Origin of the sequence: Arthrobacter sp. Soil761 (genome assembly GCF_001428325.1) — a bacterium.
GTDB lineage: Bacteria > Actinomycetota > Actinomycetes > Actinomycetales > Micrococcaceae > Arthrobacter.
On sequence record NZ_LMSF01000012.1, the window covers coordinates 339,820 to 361,975 of the forward strand.

Below are 22,156 nucleotides of genomic sequence, written 5' to 3' on the forward strand. Positions count from 1 at the left end.
GGCTAGGCGTTGAAGAATGCCTTCAGGTCGTCCACCCGGTCCAGGCGCTCCCAGGTGAAGTCGGGCTCATCCCGGCCGAAGTGCCCGTGGGCGGCGGTCTTGGCGTAGATGGGGCGCTTCAGATCCAGGGCATCGATGATGGCGCGCGGACGGAGGTCGAAGATTTCCGCGATTGCTGCGCTGATCCGGGCCGGATCCACCGTCTCGGTGCCGAACGTCTCCACGTAGGTTCCCACCGGCCGGGCCTGGCCGATGGCGTACGCGATCTGGATCTCCGCGCGCTTGGCCAGTCCAGCGGCCACCACGTTCTTGGCAACCCAGCGCATGGCGTACGCGGCGGAGCGGTCCACCTTGGACGGGTCCTTCCCCGAGAAGGCGCCGCCGCCGTGGCGGGCCATACCGCCGTAGGTGTCCACAATGATCTTGCGGCCGGTGAGGCCGGCGTCGCCCACCGGGCCGCCGATGACGAACTCGCCGGCAGGATTGAGGATATTTGCCGTCCGTGAGATGTCCAGGTTGGCGCCCGCGAGGACGGGTTCAATGACGACGGCGGCAAGGTCGGCGCGCAACTGCTCCAGGCTTGCCCCCTCCGCGTGCTGGCTCGAAATCACCACGGTTTCCACGGAAACGGGCACGTCTTTGTCGTAGCCGACCGTCACCTGGGTCTTGCCGTCGGGGCGAAGATACGGCAGCTGGCCGGTCTTGCGGACTTCGGTGAGCCGCTCGGACAGCCGGTGGGCCAGCCAGATGGGCGTGGGCATGTAGGAAGGGGTTTCATCGCTGGCGTAGCCGAACATCAGGCCCTGGTCGCCGGCACCCTGGAGGTCATAGTCGTCCTCCTGGCGGCCTTCGCGTGCCTCAAGGGAGTTGAACACGCCGCCGGCGATGTCGTTGGACTGCTGGCCGATGGAGACGGACACGCCGCAGCGGGCGCCGTCGAAGCCGTTGGCTGAGGAGTCGTAGCCGATGCCCAGGATGGTCTCCCGGACGATCTGCGGGATTTCGACGTACGCGTCGGTGGTGACTTCGCCTGCCACGTGCACCAGGCCCGTGGTGGCCATCGTTTCCACAGCCACGCGGGATTCGGGGTCCGCGGCCAGCAGCGCGTCCAGGATGGCGTCACTGATCTGGTCGCAGATCTTGTCCGGATGGCCTTCGGTGACCGATTCGGACGTGAAAAGCCGGAGCGCGGAGGGCGTGGCCCCATGGGTGTGGGGAAGGTGCAGCGGTAAAGTCACTCAACTACCTTACTGGTTGGTGGTGGCACTCCCGTCAGGGAGAAGTCGGTAGATGTCCCCGTGCTAAGCAAAGGTGGCCGGAAACACTTCAGGCGAGGGGCGAAACAGGTTCAAGTGGACGAAACACGGTTCAGTTCAAAGCTGATGCGGCGGACGATGGCTTCCGAAACCTCTGTCTTGGTTCCCGAAGCTTCCTGTGGTTCGGAGCCGGAGCGCGACAGGATGACCACCGAGTTGGAGTCGTGGCCAAAGACCTTGTCCGCTCCTACGTGGTTCACCACCAGCAGGTCGCAGCCTTTCCGCTGGAGCTTTGCTTCCGCATATGCCAGGACGTCGCCCTGGCTGTCCCCGGTTTCGGCGGCGAATCCGACGATGAGCTGCCCGGCCTCGCCGGCACCCGCGTTGCGCTGCTCCACGAGCTCCTGCAGGATGTCCGGGTTGCGGACCAGGGTGATGACGGGATCGGCGGTGTCGTCCCGTTTCTTGATCTTGGTGTCCGAGACTTCCGCCGGGCGGAAATCGGCCACGGCCGCGGACATGATGACGACGTCGGACACGGCGGCGGCTTCCAGTGCGGCTTCCCGAAGTTGCAGGGCGGTCTCCACGCGGACCACCTCCACGCCGGCGGGCGGCGGAACGTCCATGTGGGCTGCCAGCAGGCGCACGGTAGCCCCGGCGTTCCGCGCTGCGACCGCAAGGGCCACTCCCTGCTTGCCGGATGACCGGTTGCCAAGGAAGCGAACGGGGTCCAGCGGTTCGCGGGTGCCGCCGGCGCTGATGGTGACGGTGCGGCCGGCAAGGGGCAACTGGTAATCACTGCGTCCCTGGACCAGGGCCATGGCTGCGTCGAAGATCACCTGGGGTTCCGGAAGCCTGCCGGGACCTGAGTCTGCCCCGGTCAACCTGCCGGAGGCGGGTTCCAGGACGGCTGCGCCCCGGCCGCGGAGCGTCTCAACGTTGGCCCGGGTGGCCGGATGCTGCCACATTTCCGTGTGCATCGCGGGGGCGAACAGCACCGGGCCGTGGGCCATCAGCAGGGTGTTGGTGAGCAGGTCCCCGGCCTGGCCGGTGGCAGCCTTCGCCAGGAGGTCCGCTGTGGCAGGTGCCACCACCACGAGGTCCGCCTCATGGCCAAGGCGGACGTGGTTCACCAGGTGCACGTCATCAAAGACACTGTTGCTGACCGGGTTTCCGGACAGCGCCTCCCAGGTGGCGGTACCGATGAAGCGGGTGGACGCCTCCGTGGGAATCACCGTGACGTCATGGCCGGCTTCAGTAAAAAGCCGGAGGAGCGATACCACCTTGTAGGCGGCGATCCCTCCCCCGACTCCGAGGACTATGCGCACGTGACCTCCGTCAACAGCAAGTCAGTTCAGCGGCAGGATTACTCTGCGGCTTCGATCGGCGTGGAAACCAGCTTGCCTTCGTTGATTTCGCGCAGTGCGATCGACAGCGACTTTTCGTTCAGCTTGGTGTCGACCAGGGGTCCGACATACTCGAAGAGGCCCTCGTGCAGCTGGGCGTAGTAGGCGTTGATCTGACGAGCACGCTTGGCACCGAAGATCACCAGGCCGTACTTGGAGTCGGCCGCCTCAAGCAGCGAGTCGATCGGCGGGTTGATGATGCCTTCAAGGTTCGTGGACACGAATTCTCCAAATTCCTAGCGGGCTGACGGTTCCGGCAGGTGTGGATGCGGTGTCAGCCCCATGAGTGAAACTAGCTCGTCCGCTGCCCGGCGGACGTCGTCGTTGATGACGGTGTGGTCGAACTCCGGTTCAGCAGCAAGTTCCAGTTTAGCGGTTTCCAGGCGTCGCTGCTGTTCTTCCGGTGTTTCGGTGCCCCGGCCCACCAGCCGGCGGACCATCTCGTCCCAGGTGGGCGGGGCCAGGAAGACGAACTGGGCGTCCGGGACGGCTGCCTTGACCTGGCGCGCACCCTGCAGGTCGATCTCCAGCAGCACGGAGCGGCCCTCCGCGATGGCCTGGTTCACAGTGCTCTTCAGGGTGCCGTAGGTGTTTTGTCCATGGACGACGGCCCATTCCAGGAGTTCACCTTCGGCGATGAGCCGCTCGAACTCATCCTTGGTCTTGAAGAAGTAGTGGACGCCGTCAACTTCCCCGGGCCGGGGCGCCCGGGTGGTGGCTGAAACGGAAAGCCACACTTCGGGGTAGTTGTCACGGATGTAGGTGGACACGGTGCCTTTGCCAACAGCCGTCGGACCTGCGAGGACTGTCAGTCCAGGTTTCTTGCTCACGTATTCCTTTTGCCGCAGTTGGGGGAAAGACAGGCGCCGCCTGCCTCAATGCTCGTCAATAAAATCTACCAGCGCCCGGCGCTGGTGGACGCCCAGGCCCCGGACCCTGCGGGACGCCGCGATGCCCAGCTGCTGCATGATGGCGGCGGCCCGCACCTTCCCGATGCCGGGAAGGGCCTCAAGCAGTTCCGAGACCTTCATCCTGGCCAGTGCGTCGTCTTCCAGGGCGGAGCTGATAATGTCCGCCGCGGACCTGTCGCCGTTCCGAAGGCTTTCCTTGGCGGCCGCACGGGTGGCCCTGGCTGCCGCTGCCTTGCCCAGGGCGTCGGCCCGTTCAGATGCGGATAAAGGTCGCAGGACCATCACGGACACCCCCGGATTCGGCGGATTTCATCCAAGGGCGGCCGCCCTTGGACCTGTCCTGAAACTACCCTTTGGTGCAGCCCGAATCAATGCATCCGGGCAATTGCAGCCTATTGTCCCCGCAGCCCGTCCAGCGTCCGCAGGGCCGCCTCCCGCAGGCCACCCAGGTGCGGGCCTGCCGAAAGGATGTCGCGGCTGGAGGTTCCCAGGACCAGCGGGTAGGCGTCGCCGAAGGTGGAGCGGAGGTCGGCCGGCGTTGCCCCCTGCGCCCCCAGGCCGGGGGCGAGGATGGGCCCGCGGACGGCAGCGAGGTCGAGTTCAAGGTCTTTCAGGGCACTGCCAACGGTGGCGCCAACCACCAGGCCCACGGAACCCAGGCTGCCCCCGTACCGGGCATTTTCGGCCGCTGCGGCGGCCGTGATCCTGCGGGCCACCGAGTCCTTACCGCCAACATGCTGGACGGAAGCGCCTTCAGGGTTGGACGTCAGCGCCAGCACGAAGACACCGCGCCCGGTTTCGGCCGCGAGGTCCAGCGCGGGGCGCAGCGACTCGAAGCCGAGGTAGGGGCTCAGCGTGACGGAGTCCGCCGCCAGCGGGGACCCGTCCCGGAGCCAGGCGTCGGCATAGGCGGCCATGGTGGACCCGATGTCGCCGCGCTTGGCGTCGGCGATGCTCAGGACGGACTCGTCCCGGGCGGTGGCCAGGACTTCCTCCAGGACCGCCATACCGGCCGATCCGTGCCGTTCGTAGAGCGCCACCTGGGGCTTTACCGCGGCAGCGAGCGAAGCCACCGCCTCCAGGACGGTGAGGGAAAAACGCCTCAGCCCGGCGGCGTCGTCGTCCAGTCCCCAGCTCTTCAGCAGTGCCGGATGCGGGTCGATGCCCACGCAGAGCGGGCCGCGGGCGGCCATGGCCGCGCCGAGCCGGGAGCCGAAGGACTCCCGGCCGGCGGCGGATACCGGCCTGCTGCCTGGTACCTGCTCAGGCATGCTGCAGCGCAGCCTTCTGTGATTCCGCAAGCGCGGCGGCGTGCTCCTGCAGGCTGGTGACGGACCACTCGTAGGTGCGCAGGGCTTCGATGGCCTGGACCGCGGCGTTGAACTCGGCCACCGTGGTGATGCACGGAATGCCGATGGACGTCGCCGCTGCGCGCAGTTCGTAGCCGTCGCTGCGGGCTTCGCCGCCGGAGGGGGTGTTGAAGACCATGTCGATCTCGCCGGCCACAATGAGGTCCGCGATGGTGCCTTCACCCTCGGCGCTGCTGCCCTCGGCGACCTTGCGGACCGGGGTGGCCTGGATGCCGTTGCGGCGCAGCACGTCGGCGGTGCCGCCGGTAGAGACGATCTCGAAGCCGAGGTCCGAGAGCCGCTTGACGCCCATGATCACCGAGCGCTTGTCCCGGTTGGCTACGGAGACAAACACCTTGCCCTCGGTGGGCAGCGCGTTGTTGGCGGCCGCCTGGCTCTTGGCGAAGGCGGTGTCGAAATGCTTGTCGATTCCCATGACCTCGCCGGTGGAACGCATCTCGGGACCGAGCAGGGAGTCCACCACCTTGCCTTCAAGGGTCCGGAACCGGCTGAACGGCAGGACGGCTTCCTTGACGGCGACGGGGGCGTCCAGTGGCAGGGTGGAGCCGTCACCGGTTTCGGGCAGCATCTTGTAGGCGCTGCGGAGCTGGTTGATGGTCACGCCGGTGCCGATGAGGGCCGCGGCCTTGGCCATCTGGACGCCGGTGGCCTTGGACACGAACGGCACGGTCCGGGACGCGCGGGGGTTGGCTTCCAGGACGTACAGGACGTCCGAGGCCAGCGCGAACTGGATGTTGATCAGGCCGCGGACGCCCACGCCTTCAGCGATGGCGCGGGTGGCGGTGCGGACGCGTTCGACGACGTTGCTCCCCAGGGTGATCGGCGGCAGGACGCAGGCGGAGTCGCCGGAGTGGATGCCGGCTTCCTCGATGTGTTCCATGATGCCGCCCAGGTACATGTCGGTGCCGTCGTAGAGGGCGTCGACGTCGATTTCGACGGCGTCCTCAAGGAACCGGTCAATCAGCACGGGGTGGTCCGGGGTGATTTCGGTGGCGTTGGCGATGTAGCGGGAGAGGTTGGGCTCGTCATAGACGATTTCCATGCCGCGGCCGCCCAGCACGTAGGACGGACGGACCAGGACGGGGTAGCCGATCTCGTCCGCGATCTTCTTGGCGTCCTCGAAGGAGACGGCGGTGCCGTTCTTGGGCGATACCAGGCCGGCCTTGTCCAGCACCCGGGAGAAGGCGCCGCGGTGCTCGGCGAGGTCGATGGCCTCCGGGGACGTTCCCAGGATGGGGACACCTGCGTCGGCCAGCTGCTGGGCCAGCTTCAGCGGGGTCTGGCCCCCGAGCTGGACGAACACGCCCATGACGCCGCCGGTGCGTTCCTCGGCCGCGATGACCTCCAGCACGTCCTCGAGCGTCAGCGGCTCGAAGTACAGGCGGGTGGAGACGTCGTAGTCGGTGGAGACGGTTTCCGGGTTGCAGTTGACCATGACGGTCTCGTAGCCGGCCTTGCGCAGCGCCATGGAGGCGTGGACGCAGGAGTAGTCGAACTCGATGCCCTGGCCGATGCGGTTGGGCCCTGAGCCGAGGATCAGGATGGACGGCTTGGAGTGCAGCGCAACCTCGTCCTCCTCGTCATATGCCGAGTAGTGGTACGGCGTGTAGGCGGCGAATTCTGCGGCGCAGGTGTCCACGGTCTTGTAGACGGGACGGATGCCCAGCGCCTGGCGTACGCCGCGGACCACGGCCTCGGGGTTGTGCGTCAGGGCGCCGATCTGTTCGTCGGAGAAACCGTGGCGCTTGGCGCGCTTGAGCATGTCGGCGGTCAGGGCGCCGGCCTGGCGGATTTCGCGGGAGATTTCGTTGAGCAGCTCCAGCTGGTCAAGGAACCACGGGTCGATCTTGGTGGCTTCGAAGAGCTGTTCCACGGTGGCGCCGCCCAGGAGGGCGCGCTGGACCTGGTGCAGGCGCTCGGTGGTGGGGCGCTTGGCCTTCTCGATGAGCTCCGGCACTTCCCATTCCGGGACGGAGCTGAAGTCCAGCTGCGAGCCCTTCTGTTCCAGGGAGCGCAGGGCCTTCTGCAGGGCTTCGGTGAAGTTCCGGCCCATGGCCATGGCCTCGCCCACCGACTTCATGGTGGTGGTGAGGGTGTTGTCCGCTGCCGGGAACTTTTCGAAGGCGAACCGCGGGACCTTGACCACCACGTAGTCCAGGGTGGGTTCGAAGGACGCGGGGGTCTTCTGCGTGATGTCGTTGGGGATCTCGTCCAGGGTGTAGCCGAGCGAGAGCTTGGTGGCGATCTTGGCAATGGCGAAGCCGGTGGCCTTGGATGCCAGTGCCGAGGAGCGGGAAACGCGGGGGTTCATCTCGATGACCACCACGCGGCCGGTCTTGGGATCGATGGCGAACTGGATGTTGCAGCCGCCGGTGTCCACGCCCACCTCGCGGATGACGGCGATGGCGACGTCGCGCAGCTTCTGGTATTCGCGGTCGGTGAGGGTCAGCGCCGGTGCCACGGTGATGGAGTCGCCGGTGTGCACGCCTACGGGGTCGAAGTTCTCGATGGAGCAGACGACAACCACGTTGTCGTTCTTGTCCCGCATCATTTCGAGCTCGTATTCCTTCCAGCCCAGGATGCTCTCTTCGAGCAGCACCTCGCTGGTGGGGCTGTACTGCAGGCCCTGTCCGACGATGCGGCGCAGGTCCTGTTCGTTGTAGGCCAGGCCGGAACCCAGACCGCCCATGGTGAAGGACGGGCGCACCACCATGGGGTAGCCCAAATCTTCGGCCGCCGTGAGGGCCTCATTCATGCTGTGGATGATGTGGCTGCGGGCGGATTCCGCGCCACAGCGCTCCACCACGCCCTTGAACTTTTCACGGTCCTCGCCCAGCTCGATCGCGGCGATGTTGGCGCCGATCAGCTCGACGTTGTACTTCTCCAGTACGCCGTTCTTGTCCAGGGCGATGGCGGTGTTCAGCGCGGTCTGCCCGCCCAGGGTGGGCAGGACGGCGTCCGGACGTTCCTTGGCGATGATCTTCTCCACCACCTCGGGGGTGATGGGCTCAACGTAGGTGGCGTCGGCGAACTCGGGGTCGGTCATGATGGTGGCCGGGTTGGAGTTCACGAGGATGACGCGCAGGCCTTCCTCCTTGAGGACACGCAGTGCCTGCGTGCCGGAGTAGTCGAATTCGGCGGCCTGGCCGATGACGATCGGGCCGGAACCAATGACGAGGACGCTCTTGAGATCTGTACGTTTCGGCATTACTTCTTGTCCTCAGTCTTGTTGTCGTTTTTGTGGTCAGCGCCTGCGGGGTGGGCCGCGTCCACGGGGTCCTTGGACGCGTTGGCGTTCCGGCCGTCCCGTGTGCCTTCCATGAGCTCGATGAAGCGGTCGAACAGGTAGGCGGCATCGTGCGGTCCTGCCGCGGCTTCCGGGTGGTACTGCACGGAGAACGCCGGGATGTCCAGGCAGGCGAGGCCTTCCACGACGTCGTCGTTCAGGCTGATGTGGCTCACTTCCACCCGCCCGTAGCGTGCCTCCGGGGCCTGCGTGGCGCCGTCGAGGGGGGCGTCCACGGCAAAGCCGTGGTTCTGGGAGGTGATCTCCACCTTGCCGGTGCGCCGGTCCATCACGGGCTGGTTGATGCCGCGGTGGCCGTAGCGGAGCTTGTAGGTGCCAAAGCCCAGGGCGCGGCCCAGGATCTGGTTGCCGAAGCAGATGCCGAAGTAGGGCAGCTTTTCGTCCAGGACCGAGCGGAGCAGCTTGACCTGGGCGTCGGCGGTGGCGGGGTCGCCGGGGCCGTTGGACATGAAGAAGCCGTCCGGGTTGACGGCCTTGACGTCCTCAAGGGTGGCGGTGGCGGGAAGCACGTGGACTCGGACGCCGCGCTCGGCGAACCGGACCGGGGTCATGGCCTTGATGCCCAGGTCGATTGCAGCGATGGTGAGGCGGGGTTCGCCGTCCCAGCCGTGGTCCTTTGGCTCCACGACGTAGGCTTCGTCCACGCTGACTTCCTCGGCCAGGCGCGAGCCCTCCATGGGGGCGCTGGCCAGGACGGCGTCGAGCAGTTCCTTGTCCGTGGCCTGGGCTGCCTCGCCGGAGAAGATGCCGGCGCGCATGGTCTTGTGCTCACGCAGGTGCCGGGTGATGGCGCGGGTGTCCACGCCCTGGATGCCCACGATGCCCTGGGACACCAGCTCTTCGTCCAGCGACCGTTCGGAGCGCCAGTTGGAGGGCCGGCGCGCGGCGTCGCGCACAATGTAGCCGGCCACCCAGATGCGCCGGGACTCGGCGTCGTCGTCATTCACGCCGGTGTTGCCGATGTGCGGGGCCGTCTGGACCACCAGCTGGCGGGCGTAGGAGGGATCGGTGATGGTTTCCTGGTATCCGGTCATCCCGGTGGCGAAGACGGCTTCGCCCAGGGCGGTGCCGGTGGCGCCGTAGCTGGTGCCGCGGAAGATGCGCCCGTCTTCGAGTACCAGCGCAGCTGGCGCTGCCGGAGCGGAGGTGGTTGCTGTCAATGTATTCGCTTTCACTGTCTTACTTTCCACTGGTGGCACCAGCCGCTGGGGCTGACGAAATCAAATCCTGCAGGGCCTGGTAGAGCACGTCCTTGTCCGCGGCGCGGCGGGTCCGGAAGCCGGTGTCCAGCTGGTGGGCACCGTGCGTCCATGCCAGCACCAGCAGGCCGTCCTTCTCCACGAACTTCCCCGCCATGCCGCTGTCCTGCCGGACATCGGAGAGGGAGGCTGCGGGGATGTACAGCGCAGGCGCACCCGACCGCTCATAGAGCACGCCGTGCGGGTACACCGCGAGGGTGGCATTGGTGCGGATCCCCAGCCCATGCACGGCAATGCGGTCCAGCCAGTCGCCGGCCGTGGTGGTGGCCACGTACTGCCCTTCGGCAGTTGCGGTGGGCTCACCGGGCACGGCGGGCACCTGGGGCAGTTGTTCGACGTCGGACTGGCGCTTGAGGCGGTTGCGCCAGCCGACGGCGAGGAGGACGAACACGACGGCGACCACCGCCAGCATGGCAAGTCCGGGAAGGATTTTGTCCATCAGGCAGCGCCTGCCGGGGTTGCGGCGGAGTCCGGGTGCGGGGTGTTGAGTTTGCCGTCAAGGACGGTGGGGTGCCCCCTGAAGAAGGTGGCCACCACCTTGCCGGGGAGTTCCCTGCCCTTGAACGGCGAGTTGCGGCCCATGGTGGCCATCTGGAAGGGGTCCACCGTCCAGCGCGCCGCCGGATCCACCAGGATGAGGTTGGCGGGTTCCCCGGCTTCGATGGGCCGGCCCTGGTCGCTCAGCCGGCCAATCGTCGCGGCCGCCGTGGACGTGACCCGGGCGAAGTCCGCCCAGGTCATCAGGCCGGTTTCAATCATGGCGTGCTGGACCACGGACAGGGCGGTTTCCAGCCCGGTCATGCCCATGGCTGCCTGCGCCCATTCGCATTCCTTGTGCTCACTGGGGTGCGGCGCGTGGTCGGTACCCACAACGTCGATCGTCCCGTCTGCCAGCCCGGCGCGCAATGCCTGGACGTCGGCGTCGGTGCGCAGCGGCGGGTTGACCTTGAACACGGGGTCGTAGCTGCGCACCAGGTCATCGGTCAGCAGCAGGTGGTGCGGGGTGACCTCGGCCGTGACGTCGATGCCGCGTTCCTTGGCCCAGCGGATGATTTCCACCGAGCCTGCCGTGGATACGTGGCAGACATGCAGCCGCGAGCCGACGTGCTGGGCCAGCAGGACGTCGCGGGCGATGATGCTTTCCTCGGCGACCGCGGGCCAACCGGTCAGGCCGAGGACCGCGGAGACGTCGCCCTCGTTCATCTGTGCCCCGGCTGTAAGTCGGGGTTCCTGTGCGTGCTGGGCCACGACGCCGTCGAACGCCTTGACGTATTCCAGGGCGCGGCGCATCAGCACGGGGTCGTGGACGCAGATGCCGTCATCGGAGAACATCCGCACCCGGGCGCGGGAATCGGCCATGGCGCCCAGCTCGGCCAGTTGCTCCCCTGCCAGTCCAACGGTGACGGCACCAACGGGGCGCACGTCCACCCAGCCGGCCGCGCGGCCCAGAGTGTAGACCTGCTCCACCACGCCTGCGGTGTCCGCGACGGGGGTGCTGTTGGCCATGGCGTGCACAGCTGTGTAGCCGCCCAGGGCCGCAGCCCGTGTTCCGGTCTCCACGGTCTCGGCGTCCTCGCGGCCGGGTTCGCGGAGGTGCGTGTGCACATCGACCATGCCCGGCAGGGCCACCAGGCCTGCAGCGTCGATGACAGTGGCCCCATCAGCGTCAAGGCCGGTGCCAATCTCGGCGATGATGCCGTCACGGACCAGCAGGTCCGCGGGGTCGCCGCCCAGGATGGCGGCGCCTTGGATGAGGTAGGTTCCGGTGTTGCCTGCCATCAGTTGCTCTCCTTGGGGGACGGGGCCGCGGCGGCATAGGCCGGTGCCCGGTGGGCGGCTGGTTCCCGGGTATCCCCGGAGAGCAGCAGGTACAGTGCGGCCATCCGCACGGACACGCCGTTGCGGACCTGAGCCAGGACGGTGGAACGGGGTGAGTCCGCTGCGGCGGCGCTGATTTCCAGGCCCCTGTTCATTGGCCCCGGGTGCATGATGATGGTGTCCGTCATGCCCAGGTCGTCAAGGGCGCGGAGGCGGTTGTCGTCGAAACCCCACCGGCGCGAGTATTCGCGGGTGCTGGGGAAGAACGAGGCGTTCATGCGTTCGCCCTGGACGCGGAGCATCATCATGGCGTCGACACCGTTGGCCAGGGTCTGGTCCAGATCGTAGCTGACGCTGCAGGGCCATTTGTCGACGCCGACCGGCAGGAGGGTGGGCGGCGCCACCAGCGTGACTTCGGCCCCGAGTGTCCGGAGCAGCCAGACGTTGGACCGGGCCACACGGGAATGCAGGACGTCGCCGGCGATGGCGACCCGCATGCCCTTCAGGTCAGTCCCATCGGAACGCGTGCCGGCCAGGCGGGCCCAGTGCCGGCGCATGGTGAAGGCGTCAAGCAGGGCCTGGGTGGGGTGTTCGTGGGTGCCGTCGCCGGCGTTGATGACTGCGGCGTCGATCCAGTCGGTGGCGGCCAGCCGGTGCGGCGCGCCGGAGGCCCAGTGCCGGATGACGACGGCGTCGGCGCCCATGGCGGACAGGGTCTGGGCGGTGTCCTTGAGGGATTCGCCCTTGGACACCGATGATCCCTTGGCGGCAAAGTTGATGACGTCAGCGGACAACCGCTTGGCAGCGGCTTCGAAGGAGATGCGGGTCCGCGTGGAGTCCTCGAAGAAGAGGTTGACCACGGTGCGTCCGCGCAGCGCGGGAAGCTTCTTGACTTCCCGCTCCCCCACGGCAGACATTTCCTCCGCGGTGTCAAGGATGCGGATGGCGTTCGAAAGGCTGAGGTCCTCGGTGGACAGGAGGTGTTTCATGCGCCGCCTTCGATCACGACTTCGTTGACCGGGGTTCCGGCGTCGGACGTGTCTGTTTCTTCGAGCCGGACCCGGACCTTCTCGGCGGAGGACGTGGGCAGGTTCTTGCCAACGTGGTCAGCCCGGATGGGAAGTTCGCGGTGGCCCCTGTCGATCAGGACCGCAAGCCGGACGATGCGGGGGCGGCCGAGATCTACCAGCGCATCCAGGGCGGCGCGGATGGTCCGGCCGGAGTACAGGACGTCGTCGATGAGCACCACTACTTTGTTGTCGATGCCTGTCCGGGGCAGCCTGGTGGGGTACGGCGGCCGTGTCCCCTGGTGGGAGAGGTCGTCGCGGAACATGGTGACGTCGAGCTGGCCCACAATGGCGGCGGCGTCAACGGTGGCGTCCGCGGCGGCGATTTTTTCCGCCAGCCGGACAGCCAGTGGGTAGCCGCGGCGGGGAATGCCCAACAGGACCAGGTCCTGGGATCCCTTGTTGGCTTCGAGGATCTCATGGGCGATACGAGTAAGTGCCCGGTCAATGTCCGCCTGGCTGAGGACAACCCTGGCTGGAACCGGTGCGCTGGTGACGGAAGTCAACGCTCGTCTCCCCTTTCCCCGCCTCACAGGACGGAATTAAAAAAGGAATGTTTGCTGTTCAAAATTACCACACGGTCCCTGCCCGGCCGGTCCCCGGGTGACGCGGTACTGGTCACACCCGAACGGCGCGGGAGGCCCGGTCCTTTGTGGTGTGGTGGCCCCCGCTTAGGCTTTCGGATATGCCGATGTATCCGCAGCAGCCTTCCTCCGGCCTCCCCGACGACCCCTACCGCAGGCCCACCGGCCCCCTGCCCCGGCAGGCCAATCCCAGCTGGATGGGACAGGTGCAGCCCGAATACTACCGCGCCGCCCCCGGACACCAGGGCCACCCGCTGGCTGCAGTGGTGCCGCCGCAGGCGCAGGAAGCCGCGCTGCGGGCATCGCGGACCCGCAGCGGGCTGGCGGGCCTGACGGTTGCGGGCGGCGTGCTTGCTTTCCTGAGCCTTTTCCTGGTGGTGCCGTTCCTGCTGTCCAACACCGGCGCCGCCGGTTTCCTGATTGGTTTCCTGGCATCGCTGGTCCCGCTGTCGGTGGTCCTGGCTGCGGTCCACATCATCGACAGGTGGGAACCGGAACCCAAGCGGCTGTTGTTCTTTGCCTTCACGTGGGGTGCGGCGGTGTCCGTTGCCGTGACCCTGCTCATCCAGCCGTTCTTCGTGATCGCCTTCCAGTTCACCGACGAACCAGACCTGCAGACCTACATGGCCACCGTCCAGGCCCCCATCGTCGAGGAGTTCGCTAAGTCCCTTGGCCTGCTCATCCTCCTCCTCGCGGCGCGCCGGCAATTCGACGGTCCCGTGGACGGGGTGGTGTTTGCCTTCACCATCGCCGGCGGCTTCGCCTTCACCGAAAACATCCTCTACTTCGGCAGGGCCATCGCGGAATCGGCATCCCCGGCCAGCGACTTCGCCCAGGTGTTCTTCCTCCGCGGTGTCATGTCCCCCTTCGCCCATGCGATTTTCACCGGCACCACAGGCCTGGTCATGGGCTTCGCTGCCAGGCGCTGGCACACGGGCGCCTCGATCGGCGCCTTCTTCGTGGGACTGCTGCCGGCCATGTTCCTGCACAACAGGTGGAACAGCATGGGCGGCGGCTTCCTGCTGGACTACATCATGGTCCAGGTACCGATCTTCGTGCTGGCAGTGGGCGGCATCATCTTCCTGCGGGTGGCCGAAAACCGCCTCACCCGGCAGCGGCTGATGGAGTATTCCGCTGCGGGATGGTTCACGCCCGCGGAAGTCCAACTGCTGGCCACCCGCGGCGGCAGGCGCATGGTCCTGGCATGGGCTGCGGGTTCGGGCAGGAAGCGGCAGATGAAGCAGTTCGTGAAGGCGGCCACCCAGCTTGCCAACACCCGCCAGCGGATCCTGAGCGGACGCGATGTTCCGCTGCACCAGGCCGAGGAAAGGCAGCAGCTCCAGCGGATCGTGTCCCTGAGGGCGGCAGTGGCCGGATGATGTGAACCGCTTGCACGCAACAGGGCCCCGCCGGATGGCGGGGCCCTGTTGCGTGGTGGAAAGGCTACGCGAGCAGCGAAGGCTTCAGCTGCTGCAGCCGGCCCAGCAGGCCGTTGATGAACTGCGGCGACTCGTCCGTGGACAACGTCTTGGCCAGCGCGACGGCCTCACTGACCGCCACGCCGTCGGGGACGTCGTCGTTGTAGAGCAGCTCCCAGGTGCCGATGCGCAGGATGATGCGGTCTACGGACGGCATCCGCTCCAGGCTCCAGCCCTGCGAGTACGTCTCCAGGAACTCGTCAATGGCTGCCTGCTGGGAAAGCACGCCTTCGACGATTTCCAGGGTGTAGGGGTTGACCACCTGGTCGGTCTTTTCCCGGCGCGCACGAAGCACGTCGAACGCCGAAACGGAGCGCTGCTCCGCCTCGAAAAGAACATCCAGTGCCCTGTTGCGGGCTTTACCGCGGGCGCTCACTACTCAGTGACCCGGCCCAGGTAGCTGCCGTCGCGGGTGTCCACCTTGACCTTGGTGTTGTTCTCGATGAACAGCGGAACCTGGATCTCGTAGCCGGTCTCCAGCGTGGCGGGCTTGGTACCCGCGGAAGAGCGGTCACCCTGCAGGCCCGGCTCGGTGTAGGTGATTTCGAGGACGACGCTCGGCGGCAGTTCAATGTAGAGGGGGTTGCCGTCGTGGATGGCAATGTTGACCATCTGGTTCTCGAGCATGAAGTTGGTGGCGTCGCCCACCGTGGCACCGGAGACGGTGATCTGGTCGTAGTCGGAGGTGTCCATGAAGACGAAGTCCGCACCGTCCTGGTACAGGTACTGGTAGTCGCGGCGGTCCACGGTGGCCGTCTCGATCTTGAGCCCGGCGTTGAAGGTCTTGTCAACAACCTTGCCGGACATCACGTTGCGCATCTTGGTCCGCACAAAGGCGCCGCCCTTGCCGGGCTTGACGTGCTGGAATTCGATGACGTTCCAGAGCTGGCCCTCAAGCTTCAGGACCGTTCCGTTCTTAATGTCGTTAGTGGTTGCCACTGGTTTCCTCTGGTTTCTTTGTCTGGCCGCGTGGTCAGATGCTGTATGCCGGGCGGGCACGCCACAACGGCCCGCCTGCACGTGTTTGTCAAAAATCGCGTGGATGCAAAAATTCCACAACCATTCTACCGGTAAATCGGAGCGGGCCTTTCCGCCGGCGCTGCCGGCCGGCTCAGCAGGCCAGGTCCAGGACGTCCCTGGCACGCTGGAGGGCCACCGTGGAGGAATAGATCTGGGCGGCATCCGCCGATTGCGCCACCCCCAGGTCAAGCGCCCTGGAGAAGGACTCCACCGCCGCGGAGGTTTGGCCGGCTGCGTACTGCGTGCGGCCCAGGTACAGCAGGGCCAGGGTCTCCCGCGGCGTGCCGTGCGCCTCAGCCAGGAGCTGCCGGAACAACCCAATGGCACGGTCCATGCGGTGGCTGACGCTGAGCACCTCGGCTTCGAACACACGGAGCAGGAATGATTCCGGGTCCTTGAAGCGTGCCTCGGCCAGCAGTTCGGCAGCTTCGGACGCGTGGCCCTCAACCAGCAGCACGAAGATGTGGTCAGCGGGGTCGGTGGAGGCGGCCAACGCCTCCCGCACCGCGTCCTCGTTGACGACCTGGGGCAGCAGCGTGTCCGGATTGATCCGGATACCCGGGAAGCCGGCCTCGGGCCAGTCGGAGGTTCCGCTCATGTTGCCCTGCATCAGGAGGCAATTTCCTGGTAGGCCGCAAACAGCAGCGAGGTGTCCGGGACGTCGAGGATCCCCGGTTTGGCGATGCCGTCAAGCACCACGAAGCGCAGCAGGTCGCCGCGGGATTTCTTATCGCGCCGCATCCCGTCCAGCAGGCCCTGCCAACGGTCCCGCCGGTAGGTGACCGGGAGCCCAAGGCCTTCCAGGATGCTCCGGTGCCGGTCGGCGTCGGTATCGCTGAGCCGGCCCACGCTGCGGGCAAGTTCCGCTGCGAACATCATGCCCACGGACACGGCGGCGCCGTGCCGCCAGGAATACCGTTCCACCAGTTCGATGGCGTGTCCCAGGGTGTGTCCGTAGTTCAGGATTTCCCGCAGCCCGGACTCTTTGAGGTCCTCGGAAACAACTTTCGCCTTGACGGCGATAGCCCGCTCGATGAGTTCCCGGAGCACGTCGGAGCGCGGGTCAACCACGGTGGCCGGGTCCTTTTCCACCAGGTCAAGAATGGCGGGATCGGCAATAAAGCCGCACTTGATCACCTCGGCCAGTCCGGAAATGATCTCGTTCTTCGGCAGCGTGTCCAGGGTGTCCAGGTCCGCCAGGACGGCGGCGGGCGGGTGGAAGGCGCCGACGAGGTTCTTCCCCTCCGCGGTATTGATGCCGGTCTTGCCGCCCACGGACGCGTCCACCATGCCCAACAGGCTGGTGGGCATGTGGATGACTTTGACCCCCCGCAGCCAGGTGGCGGCGACGAAGCCTGCCAGGTCGGTCACTGCCCCGCCGCCGACGGCGACGATGGCGTCCGAGCGGGTGAAGTCGTTTTGGCCCAGGACCTGCCAGCAGAAAGCTGCCACCTGGATGTGCTTGCCTTCTTCGGCGTCCGGGATTTCGGCGGTGAGGGAGGTGAAACCGGCGGCTGCGAGTTCATCGCGGACGGTGTCGCCGGTGAGGCGCAGGGCGCGGGGGTGGATCACCAGGACCCGGCGGACGCGCTCCCCGAGCAGCGCGGGAAGGTCACCAAGCAGGCCGCGCCCGACGACGACGCCGTAGTTGTTGCCGGCACCCTCGCCGGTGACGTTGATGACTGTTGATTGGGTGTTCACTTTTCAACTTCCTGTTTGGCAGCTGCGTGGTTCCGCAGTGCTGCTTCCAGCCGGCCGCCGAGCTCGGGTATCGAGCCGTGGCGGACGTCCAGGGTGATGTCGGCCAGCTTCTCGTAGACCGGCCTGCGGGTGGCGAACATTGCTGTCCAGCGGCCCATGGCGTCGCCGGCAAGGAGCGGCCGGCCGGAGTTCCGGGCAATCCGGTCGGCGACGGTGTCGGCGTCGCACTCCAGGTACACGACGGTGCAGTGGCTGATCAGCTGCTGCGTCCCCGAGTCGAGCACCGCTCCCCCGCCGAGCGAAATAACAGTGGTTGTCCCTTCGGCTTCCTCAACGGCGCGGGCGACGGTCCGCGCCTCAATTTCCCGGAAGGCGTGTTCACCGCGGCCCGCGAAGATCTCGGCGATGGATCCGTGCCCGGCAACGATCACGGCGTCCGTGTCGACAAACCGGACGCCCAACTGCTGCGCCAGCTGCTGGCCGATGGCCGATTTGCCCACGGCCATGGGGCCGATGAGCACAATCGGCCGGTCGCCGACAGATCCGGTACTGCTGCGGTGGAGCACTACTGGCCGATCGAGTCCAGGGATGCCGGGATGTTGTCCAGGTAACCCTTGATGTTGCGTGCGGTTTCCGCCACGGAGTCACCGCCGAACTTTTCGATGACAGCCTCGGCGAGGACCAGGGCCACCATGGCCTCGGCCACCACGCCGGCGGCCGGGACTGCACAAACGTCCGAGCGCTGGTGGTGGGCCTTGGCCGGTTCACCGGTGCTGACGTCGATGGTCCGCAGGGCACGCGGCACGGTGGCGATGGGCTTCATGGCTGCACGGACGCGGAGGACATCCCCGATGCTCATGCCGCCTTCGATGCCGCCGGCACGGTTGCTGGCGCGCACAATCCGGCCGCCGCCGTCGCGGACGATCTCGTCATGGGCGGCAGAACCGCGGCGGGCTGCGGTGAGGAAGCCGTCGCCCACCTCCACGCCTTTGATGGCCTGGATCCCCATGAGGGCCGCAGCAAGCCTGGCGTCCAGCCGGCGGTCCCAGTGCACGTAGCTGCCAAGTCCCGGCGGGAGGCCGTAGGCAAGGACCTCCACCACGCCGCCCAGTGTTTCGCCTTCCTTGTGCGCGGCGTCCACCTCGGCCACCATGGCGTTCGACGTGTCACGGTCGAAGCAGCGCAGGGGGTCGGTATCCAGGGCAATGACATCGCCCGGTACGGGCAACGGACGGCCTTCGGGCACCGTCACGCTGGCAATGGACACGGTGTGGCTGACGAGCTCAATGCCGAGGTGCTTGAGGAACTGCGCCGCTACGGTGCCCAGCGCCACCCGGGTGGCGGTCTCCCGCGCGCTGGCGCGTTCCAGCACCGGACGCGCTTCGTCGAAGCCGTACTTCTGCATGCCGGTGAAGTCCGCGTGCCCCGGACGGGGACGCGTCAGGGGCGCGTTGCGCGCCTGGTCGGCGAGGAGTTCGGGGGCCACCGGGTCGGCGGACATGATCTGCTCCCATTTGGGCCATTCGGTGTTTCCCACCTGGATGGCAACGGGGCCGCCCTGGGTGATGCCGTGCCGGACACCGCCGAGGATGGTGACCACGTCCTGCTCGAACTTCATCCGCGCACCGCGGCCGTAGCCAAGGCGGCGGCGGGCCAGGGAGTCTGCGATGTGCCCGCTGGTGATTTCCACACCGGCGGGGACGCCCTCAATAATTCCCATCAGAGCCGGACCATGGGATTCACCGGCAGTCAACCAACGCATAATTTCCATCCTGCCACGTAGGGCGGTCAGAACGCCCGCCGGGCAAGGCCGACTGCGTCACACATCACATCTATGACAGCTGCATTAACGTCTTCCCCGCGACGGGTGAAGAGCCGCACCTGCTCCACTGCCTGGTAAAGCAACATCTCCAGCCCCGGCACCACGCGGCCACCGCCGGCCTGCCATACCGAGGCAACCAGGCTGGGCCACGGATCGTAGGCAACATCCAGCAGCACGCCGGGCGTCGGAGCTTTCAAGGCGGCCACTTCGGCTGCGAGTCCGTCTGCCGCACGGGGCGGCAGGGTGGAAATCACGACGTCGGCTTCCGACGTGGGGCGCGCGGCTCCAGCCAGGGGGCGGACCTCCAGGGCAACTCCCAGGCTGTCCGCGGCTGCACGGACATCTGCTGTGCGTGAGGCATCGCGGACGAAGACCTGCACCGTTCCGGTGCCCAGTTCCTTCAGGGCAGCGATGGCCGATGCAGCGGTCCCGCCGCCACCAAGGATGACAGCCGTTGGTGCTGCGGGGGTGCCCGCATGGCACAGGGCGTTGACGATCCCGGCAACGTCCGTGTTGGAGCCCACCGTCTTGATGCCGCCGGCTGAGTCCTCGAAGGTAACGGTGTTCACCACGCCGAGGGTCTGCGCGACTCCCCGTACCTCGTCCACTTCCTGGAGCATCGCCGTCTTCAACGGCATCGTGACGGAGAGCCCGCGCCAGCCCGGCTGGTGCCGGATCTGGCGCATGAAGGACGGCAGCAACTCCTCTGTGACGTCGATGGCCGTGTAGCTGATGCCCGCGCCCAGCTGCCCGTATGCCGAGAGATGCAGCGCCGGGGATTTCGAGTGGCTGATCGGGTGGCCCAGCACGGCAGCCCGCAGAGTCATGTGCAGCGGCCCGCGTTGGCCTGGCACCACGCGTTGTACTGCTCGACGTACGCGTTGTGTTCAGCCAGTGTCTTGGCGAACTTGGTTTCCTTGGTGTCCAAATTGATGGTCACCCAGTACAGGTAGTCATTGGCTTTGGGCCGGGCGGCCGCATCGATGGCGGTCTTGCCGGGAGAACCGATGGGTCCCGGCGGCAGCCCCGGATTGGCGTAGGTGTTGTAGGGGTTGGATTTGTCCTGGCGCTGCTCGTCCGTGAAGTTGAAGCTCCGGGTGCCAAGGCCGTACGTGACGGCGGAGTCAACCTGCAGAAAGCCACCGGTCTGGTCATTGGGCTTGAGCCGGTTGTAAATGGCGCCCGCCACGTCACCGTAGTCTGCCTGTCCGCCCTCGGCCTGGACAATGCTGGCCACGATAACGGCCTGGTACTGCTTGGCGGGGTCCGTGATGCCCTGCGACACGAGTTCATCGGTGGTGGACTTCACCAGCGCCTGCAGGATGTCCTTGGCCGGGGTTCCCAGCGGGAAACGGTACTCACCCGGTGCCAGGTAGCCTTCGAGGTTCTTGGCGTTGGCGGGCAGGCCAAACTGTGCGGGCTGGTTGCTGAGGGCCTGCAGCTGCTGCACGGAAATCCCCGAGCCCTCCGAGATCGCCTGCAGCGATTCGCCAATCCTGAGGCCCGCGCTAAGGGCGAAGTAAATGACCTTCGTCTTGTCCTTGCCCGCCAGGATGTTGACCGCGTCCGCGTTCTTCATCTCGGTTTTGAAGGTGTAGTCGCCCGGCGACAATGTGCCGCCGGAGGCATGGAACGCCTGCATGAACGTGTCGGCGTTGGCCACGACGCGCTGGTTCTCCAGTTCCGTGGCGACCGATCGGGTTCCCTCGCCGCTTGCCACCGTGATCCGGACCTCACCCGATCCGGGACCCGGGAAGTCCGAAGGCTTGCCGTTGCCCAGGAGTGGCTTGAGGAACTGGGCTCCCACGGCCACAGCCGCCACAAAAACGGCAAGGGTCAGGAACAGGGCGAGCAGCCTGCGCCGGCGCCGGACCTTCTTCGAGGGGCGCGGCACTACCTGGGCTGCCGATGAGCCGGGCAGCAATCCATGGTCCGCGTCGTGGTGGTGGACATCGTGGTGCGGTGCGTCCACGTGGGCATCGTCGTGGTATCCGGCGGCGTGGTGGACATGGTCGTCGTGCACTTCCTGGTAGTCGTGCAGGTCCGGGTGGTGCAGGTCCGCTGCGTGGTGCACGTGGTCTTGGTGCCCGGCGGCGTCGTGGTGCAGGGCGACTTCATGGTGCACATCGTCATGAAGCGTGACAGCGTCCTGGTGTCCGACGGCGTCATGGCCGCCGACGTTGCCATGGTGCGGGACGTCGTCGTGATGTCCAAGGGGCGCAGGGGCGTCCGGGGCGGCAGCGTCGCCGTCGAAAGGGTCCGCGTGGGAAGGACCTGCGGGCTCTTCGTCCTGGATGGACGGGGGTGCCTCCGGTGCCGCAGGAACATCACCTGCGCCGGGAAGCGGAGCAAACGTGGGCGCCGCTGCTGGCGACGGCGCCGCAGGCGGTGCGGCCGGGGGCGGCGGGACGTCGCCGGTTTCATAGGCCTGCTCGGGCACGGCGTCCTGGCCACCGGTATTGAGGCTCTTCTCCCGTGCCCGCAGTTCCTTGCGGGTCAACGGCCTCCCAGCCCCGGTATCCAGCCGGCCGAAGGTGTCGTCAATGTTGGCAGGGCTCACTGTTGCCTTCCATTATCTGAAGATTGGGCCGTGTCTGCGGGGATGGCGCGGACGGTTTCGTCCGTCCCACCGGCCCCCAGGTCCACGGACGGGGGTGGCGCTGTCACGCGTGAGCCGACATCCGCTCCCCTGGCTTTCTGCATGTCGATGGCGTGCTGAAGAATACCCGCCGCCGCGACCTGATCCACTACTTTACGGTGGTCCCTGCTGCTCATGCCAGCTTCGTGCAGGTTCCGGTGGGCCGTGACACTGCTGAGGCGCTCATCCACGAGGTTCACCGGAACGGCAAGACCGCGCCGTGAAAACTCCGCGGCGAGGAGGAGGGCATAGTCCGTGGCCATCCTGGCCGAGGCATGTTCTTCGCCCTTCATCGTCCTGGGCAGCCCGACGATAACCTGCACCGCGCCGAGTTCCTCCGCCAGTTTGGCGATGACGCGCACGTCCGAGTTTTTCCTGGCATTCCGGTCGAGGGTCTTGTACGGCGTGGCAAGGATGGAGTCGCGGTCGCAGACGGCCACGCCCACCCGGACGGTGCCGACGTCCACCCCCAGTTTGACGCCCTGGGGGTAGCCGCCGGCAGCAACAGGATCGGTCATA

22 protein-coding genes are annotated in these 22,156 nt (G+C 66.7%); 1 reads left to right on the plus strand and 21 read right to left on the minus strand.

Features of this window, described 5'->3' with window-relative positions; translation table 11 throughout:
• Positions 1-2: 2 nt before the first annotated feature.
• The 12 genes from metK to pyrR form a co-directional block, all read right to left on the minus strand.
• The gene (metK, locus tag ASG79_RS09670) at positions 3-1,238 is read right to left on the minus strand and encodes a methionine adenosyltransferase (protein WP_018769300.1); all 1,236 of its coding nucleotides are present in this window, start codon (positions 1,236-1,238) and stop codon (positions 3-5) included.
• Between the two features lie 110 nt (positions 1,239-1,348).
• Positions 1,349-2,584 (minus strand): bifunctional phosphopantothenoylcysteine decarboxylase/phosphopantothenate--cysteine ligase CoaBC, encoded by a 1,236-nt coding sequence (gene coaBC / locus ASG79_RS09675; RefSeq protein ID WP_056390447.1) that lies wholly within the window; start codon positions 2,582-2,584, stop codon positions 1,349-1,351.
• Between the two features lie 38 nt (positions 2,585-2,622).
• A complete protein-coding gene (rpoZ, locus tag ASG79_RS09680) occupies positions 2,623-2,883 on the minus strand; it encodes a DNA-directed RNA polymerase subunit omega (RefSeq protein ID WP_003800778.1) in 261 nt (86 codons plus the stop codon).
• 15 nt (positions 2,884-2,898) lie between these two features.
• Positions 2,899-3,492, minus strand: coding sequence for a guanylate kinase (gene gmk, locus ASG79_RS09685; protein WP_018769302.1), 594 nt, complete (start codon positions 3,490-3,492; stop codon positions 2,899-2,901).
• Positions 3,493-3,537: 45 nt separating this feature from the next.
• Complete coding sequence (mihF, locus tag ASG79_RS09690) at positions 3,538-3,855, minus strand: integration host factor, actinobacterial type (protein WP_026265771.1); 318 nt, start codon at positions 3,853-3,855, stop codon at positions 3,538-3,540.
• 110 nt (positions 3,856-3,965) lie between these two features.
• Entirely contained in the window at positions 3,966-4,844 is an 879-nt protein-coding gene (pyrF, locus tag ASG79_RS09695) for an orotidine-5'-phosphate decarboxylase (RefSeq protein ID WP_018769304.1), read from the minus strand.
• Positions 4,837-8,151, minus strand: coding sequence for a carbamoyl-phosphate synthase large subunit (gene carB / locus ASG79_RS09700; protein ID WP_018769305.1), 3,315 nt, complete (start codon positions 8,149-8,151; stop codon positions 4,837-4,839). The genes pyrF and carB overlap by 8 nt, the downstream gene beginning before the upstream one ends.
• Positions 8,151-9,449, minus strand: coding sequence for a glutamine-hydrolyzing carbamoyl-phosphate synthase small subunit (carA, locus tag ASG79_RS09705; RefSeq protein ID WP_043424936.1), 1,299 nt, complete (start codon positions 9,447-9,449; stop codon positions 8,151-8,153). Before carA ends, carB begins: the two co-directional genes overlap by 1 nt.
• The gene (locus ASG79_RS09710) at positions 9,430-9,948 is read right to left on the minus strand and encodes a hypothetical protein (protein WP_018769307.1); all 519 of its coding nucleotides are present in this window, start codon (positions 9,946-9,948) and stop codon (positions 9,430-9,432) included. Before ASG79_RS09710 ends, carA begins: the two co-directional genes overlap by 20 nt.
• The gene (locus tag ASG79_RS09715) at positions 9,948-11,288 is read right to left on the minus strand and encodes a dihydroorotase (RefSeq protein ID WP_018769308.1); all 1,341 of its coding nucleotides are present in this window, start codon (positions 11,286-11,288) and stop codon (positions 9,948-9,950) included. Before ASG79_RS09715 ends, ASG79_RS09710 begins: the two co-directional genes overlap by 1 nt.
• Positions 11,288-12,316, minus strand: a complete 1,029-nt coding sequence (locus ASG79_RS09720) for an aspartate carbamoyltransferase catalytic subunit (protein ID WP_018769309.1) — start codon at positions 12,314-12,316, stop codon at positions 11,288-11,290. Before ASG79_RS09720 ends, ASG79_RS09715 begins: the two co-directional genes overlap by 1 nt.
• A complete protein-coding gene (gene pyrR / locus ASG79_RS09725; protein ID WP_018769310.1) occupies positions 12,313-12,900 on the minus strand; it encodes a bifunctional pyr operon transcriptional regulator/uracil phosphoribosyltransferase PyrR in 588 nt (195 codons plus the stop codon). Before pyrR ends, ASG79_RS09720 begins: the two co-directional genes overlap by 4 nt.
• Before the next feature lie 185 nt (positions 12,901-13,085).
• Here pyrR and ASG79_RS09730 point away from each other — a divergent pair, with 185 nt between their 5' ends.
• Positions 13,086-14,357 (plus strand): PrsW family intramembrane metalloprotease, encoded by a 1,272-nt coding sequence (locus ASG79_RS09730; protein ID WP_018769311.1) that lies wholly within the window; start codon positions 13,086-13,088, stop codon positions 14,355-14,357.
• Positions 14,358-14,421: 64 nt separating this feature from the next.
• Here the strand turns inward: ASG79_RS09730 and nusB are convergent, their stop codons facing one another.
• The 9 genes from nusB to ruvX form a co-directional block, all read right to left on the minus strand.
• Positions 14,422-14,832 carry a transcription antitermination factor NusB gene (gene nusB / locus ASG79_RS09735; RefSeq protein WP_018769312.1) on the minus strand — a complete coding sequence of 137 codons (411 nt, stop codon included), beginning with the start codon at positions 14,830-14,832 and terminating at the stop codon, positions 14,422-14,424.
• On the minus strand, positions 14,832-15,395 hold the full coding sequence (efp, locus tag ASG79_RS09740; RefSeq protein WP_018769313.1) for an elongation factor P: 564 nt from the start codon (positions 15,393-15,395) through the stop codon (positions 14,832-14,834). The genes nusB and efp overlap by 1 nt, the downstream gene beginning before the upstream one ends.
• Positions 15,396-15,567: 172 nt before the next feature.
• Positions 15,568-16,086, minus strand: a complete 519-nt coding sequence (locus ASG79_RS09745) for a hypothetical protein (protein ID WP_056390450.1) — start codon at positions 16,084-16,086, stop codon at positions 15,568-15,570.
• The gene (gene aroB / locus ASG79_RS09750) at positions 16,086-17,177 is read right to left on the minus strand and encodes a 3-dehydroquinate synthase (RefSeq protein ID WP_056390453.1); all 1,092 of its coding nucleotides are present in this window, start codon (positions 17,175-17,177) and stop codon (positions 16,086-16,088) included. The genes ASG79_RS09745 and aroB overlap by 1 nt, the downstream gene beginning before the upstream one ends.
• Positions 17,174-17,743 carry a shikimate kinase gene (locus ASG79_RS09755; RefSeq protein ID WP_018769316.1) on the minus strand — a complete coding sequence of 190 codons (570 nt, stop codon included), beginning with the start codon at positions 17,741-17,743 and terminating at the stop codon, positions 17,174-17,176. Before ASG79_RS09755 ends, aroB begins: the two co-directional genes overlap by 4 nt.
• Positions 17,743-18,942, minus strand: coding sequence for a chorismate synthase (aroC, locus tag ASG79_RS09760; RefSeq protein WP_026265774.1), 1,200 nt, complete (start codon positions 18,940-18,942; stop codon positions 17,743-17,745). Before aroC ends, ASG79_RS09755 begins: the two co-directional genes overlap by 1 nt.
• 23 nt (positions 18,943-18,965) lie before the next feature.
• Positions 18,966-19,826, minus strand: a complete 861-nt coding sequence (locus ASG79_RS09765; RefSeq protein ID WP_056390456.1) for a shikimate dehydrogenase — start codon at positions 19,824-19,826, stop codon at positions 18,966-18,968.
• Entirely contained in the window at positions 19,823-21,559 is a 1,737-nt protein-coding gene (gene mltG / locus ASG79_RS09770) for an endolytic transglycosylase MltG (RefSeq protein WP_056390459.1), read from the minus strand. The genes ASG79_RS09765 and mltG overlap by 4 nt, the downstream gene beginning before the upstream one ends.
• Positions 21,556-22,155 carry a Holliday junction resolvase RuvX gene (ruvX, locus tag ASG79_RS09775; protein ID WP_056390463.1) on the minus strand — a complete coding sequence of 200 codons (600 nt, stop codon included), beginning with the start codon at positions 22,153-22,155 and terminating at the stop codon, positions 21,556-21,558. Before ruvX ends, mltG begins: the two co-directional genes overlap by 4 nt.
• Position 22,156: the final 1 nt, after the last annotated feature.

Bases quoted from the DNA above. Each gene is read 5' to 3' on its own strand.
- mihF (WP_026265771.1), bottom strand. From the start codon at position 3,855: ATGGTCCTGCGACCTTTATCCGCATCTGAACGGGCCGACGCCCTGGGC.
- pyrF (WP_018769304.1), bottom strand. From the start codon at position 4,844: ATGCCTGAGCAGGTACCAGGCAGCAGGCCGGTATCCGCCGCCGGCCGG.
- carB (WP_018769305.1), bottom strand. From the start codon at position 8,151: ATGCCGAAACGTACAGATCTCAAGAGCGTCCTCGTCATTGGTTCCGGC.
- ASG79_RS09710 (WP_018769307.1), bottom strand. From the start codon at position 9,948: ATGGACAAAATCCTTCCCGGACTTGCCATGCTGGCGGTGGTCGCCGTC.
- ASG79_RS09715 (WP_018769308.1), bottom strand. From the start codon at position 11,288: ATGGCAGGCAACACCGGAACCTACCTCATCCAAGGCGCCGCCATCCTG.
- ASG79_RS09720 (WP_018769309.1), bottom strand. From the start codon at position 12,316: ATGAAACACCTCCTGTCCACCGAGGACCTCAGCCTTTCGAACGCCATC.
- ASG79_RS09730 (WP_018769311.1), top strand. From the start codon at position 13,086: ATGTATCCGCAGCAGCCTTCCTCCGGCCTCCCCGACGACCCCTACCGC.
- ASG79_RS09745 (WP_056390450.1), bottom strand. From the start codon at position 16,086: ATGCAGGGCAACATGAGCGGAACCTCCGACTGGCCCGAGGCCGGCTTC.
- ASG79_RS09765 (WP_056390456.1), bottom strand. From the start codon at position 19,826: ATGACTCTGCGGGCTGCCGTGCTGGGCCACCCGATCAGCCACTCGAAA.
- ruvX (WP_056390463.1), bottom strand. From the start codon at position 22,155: ATGACCGATCCTGTTGCTGCCGGCGGCTACCCCCAGGGCGTCAAACTG.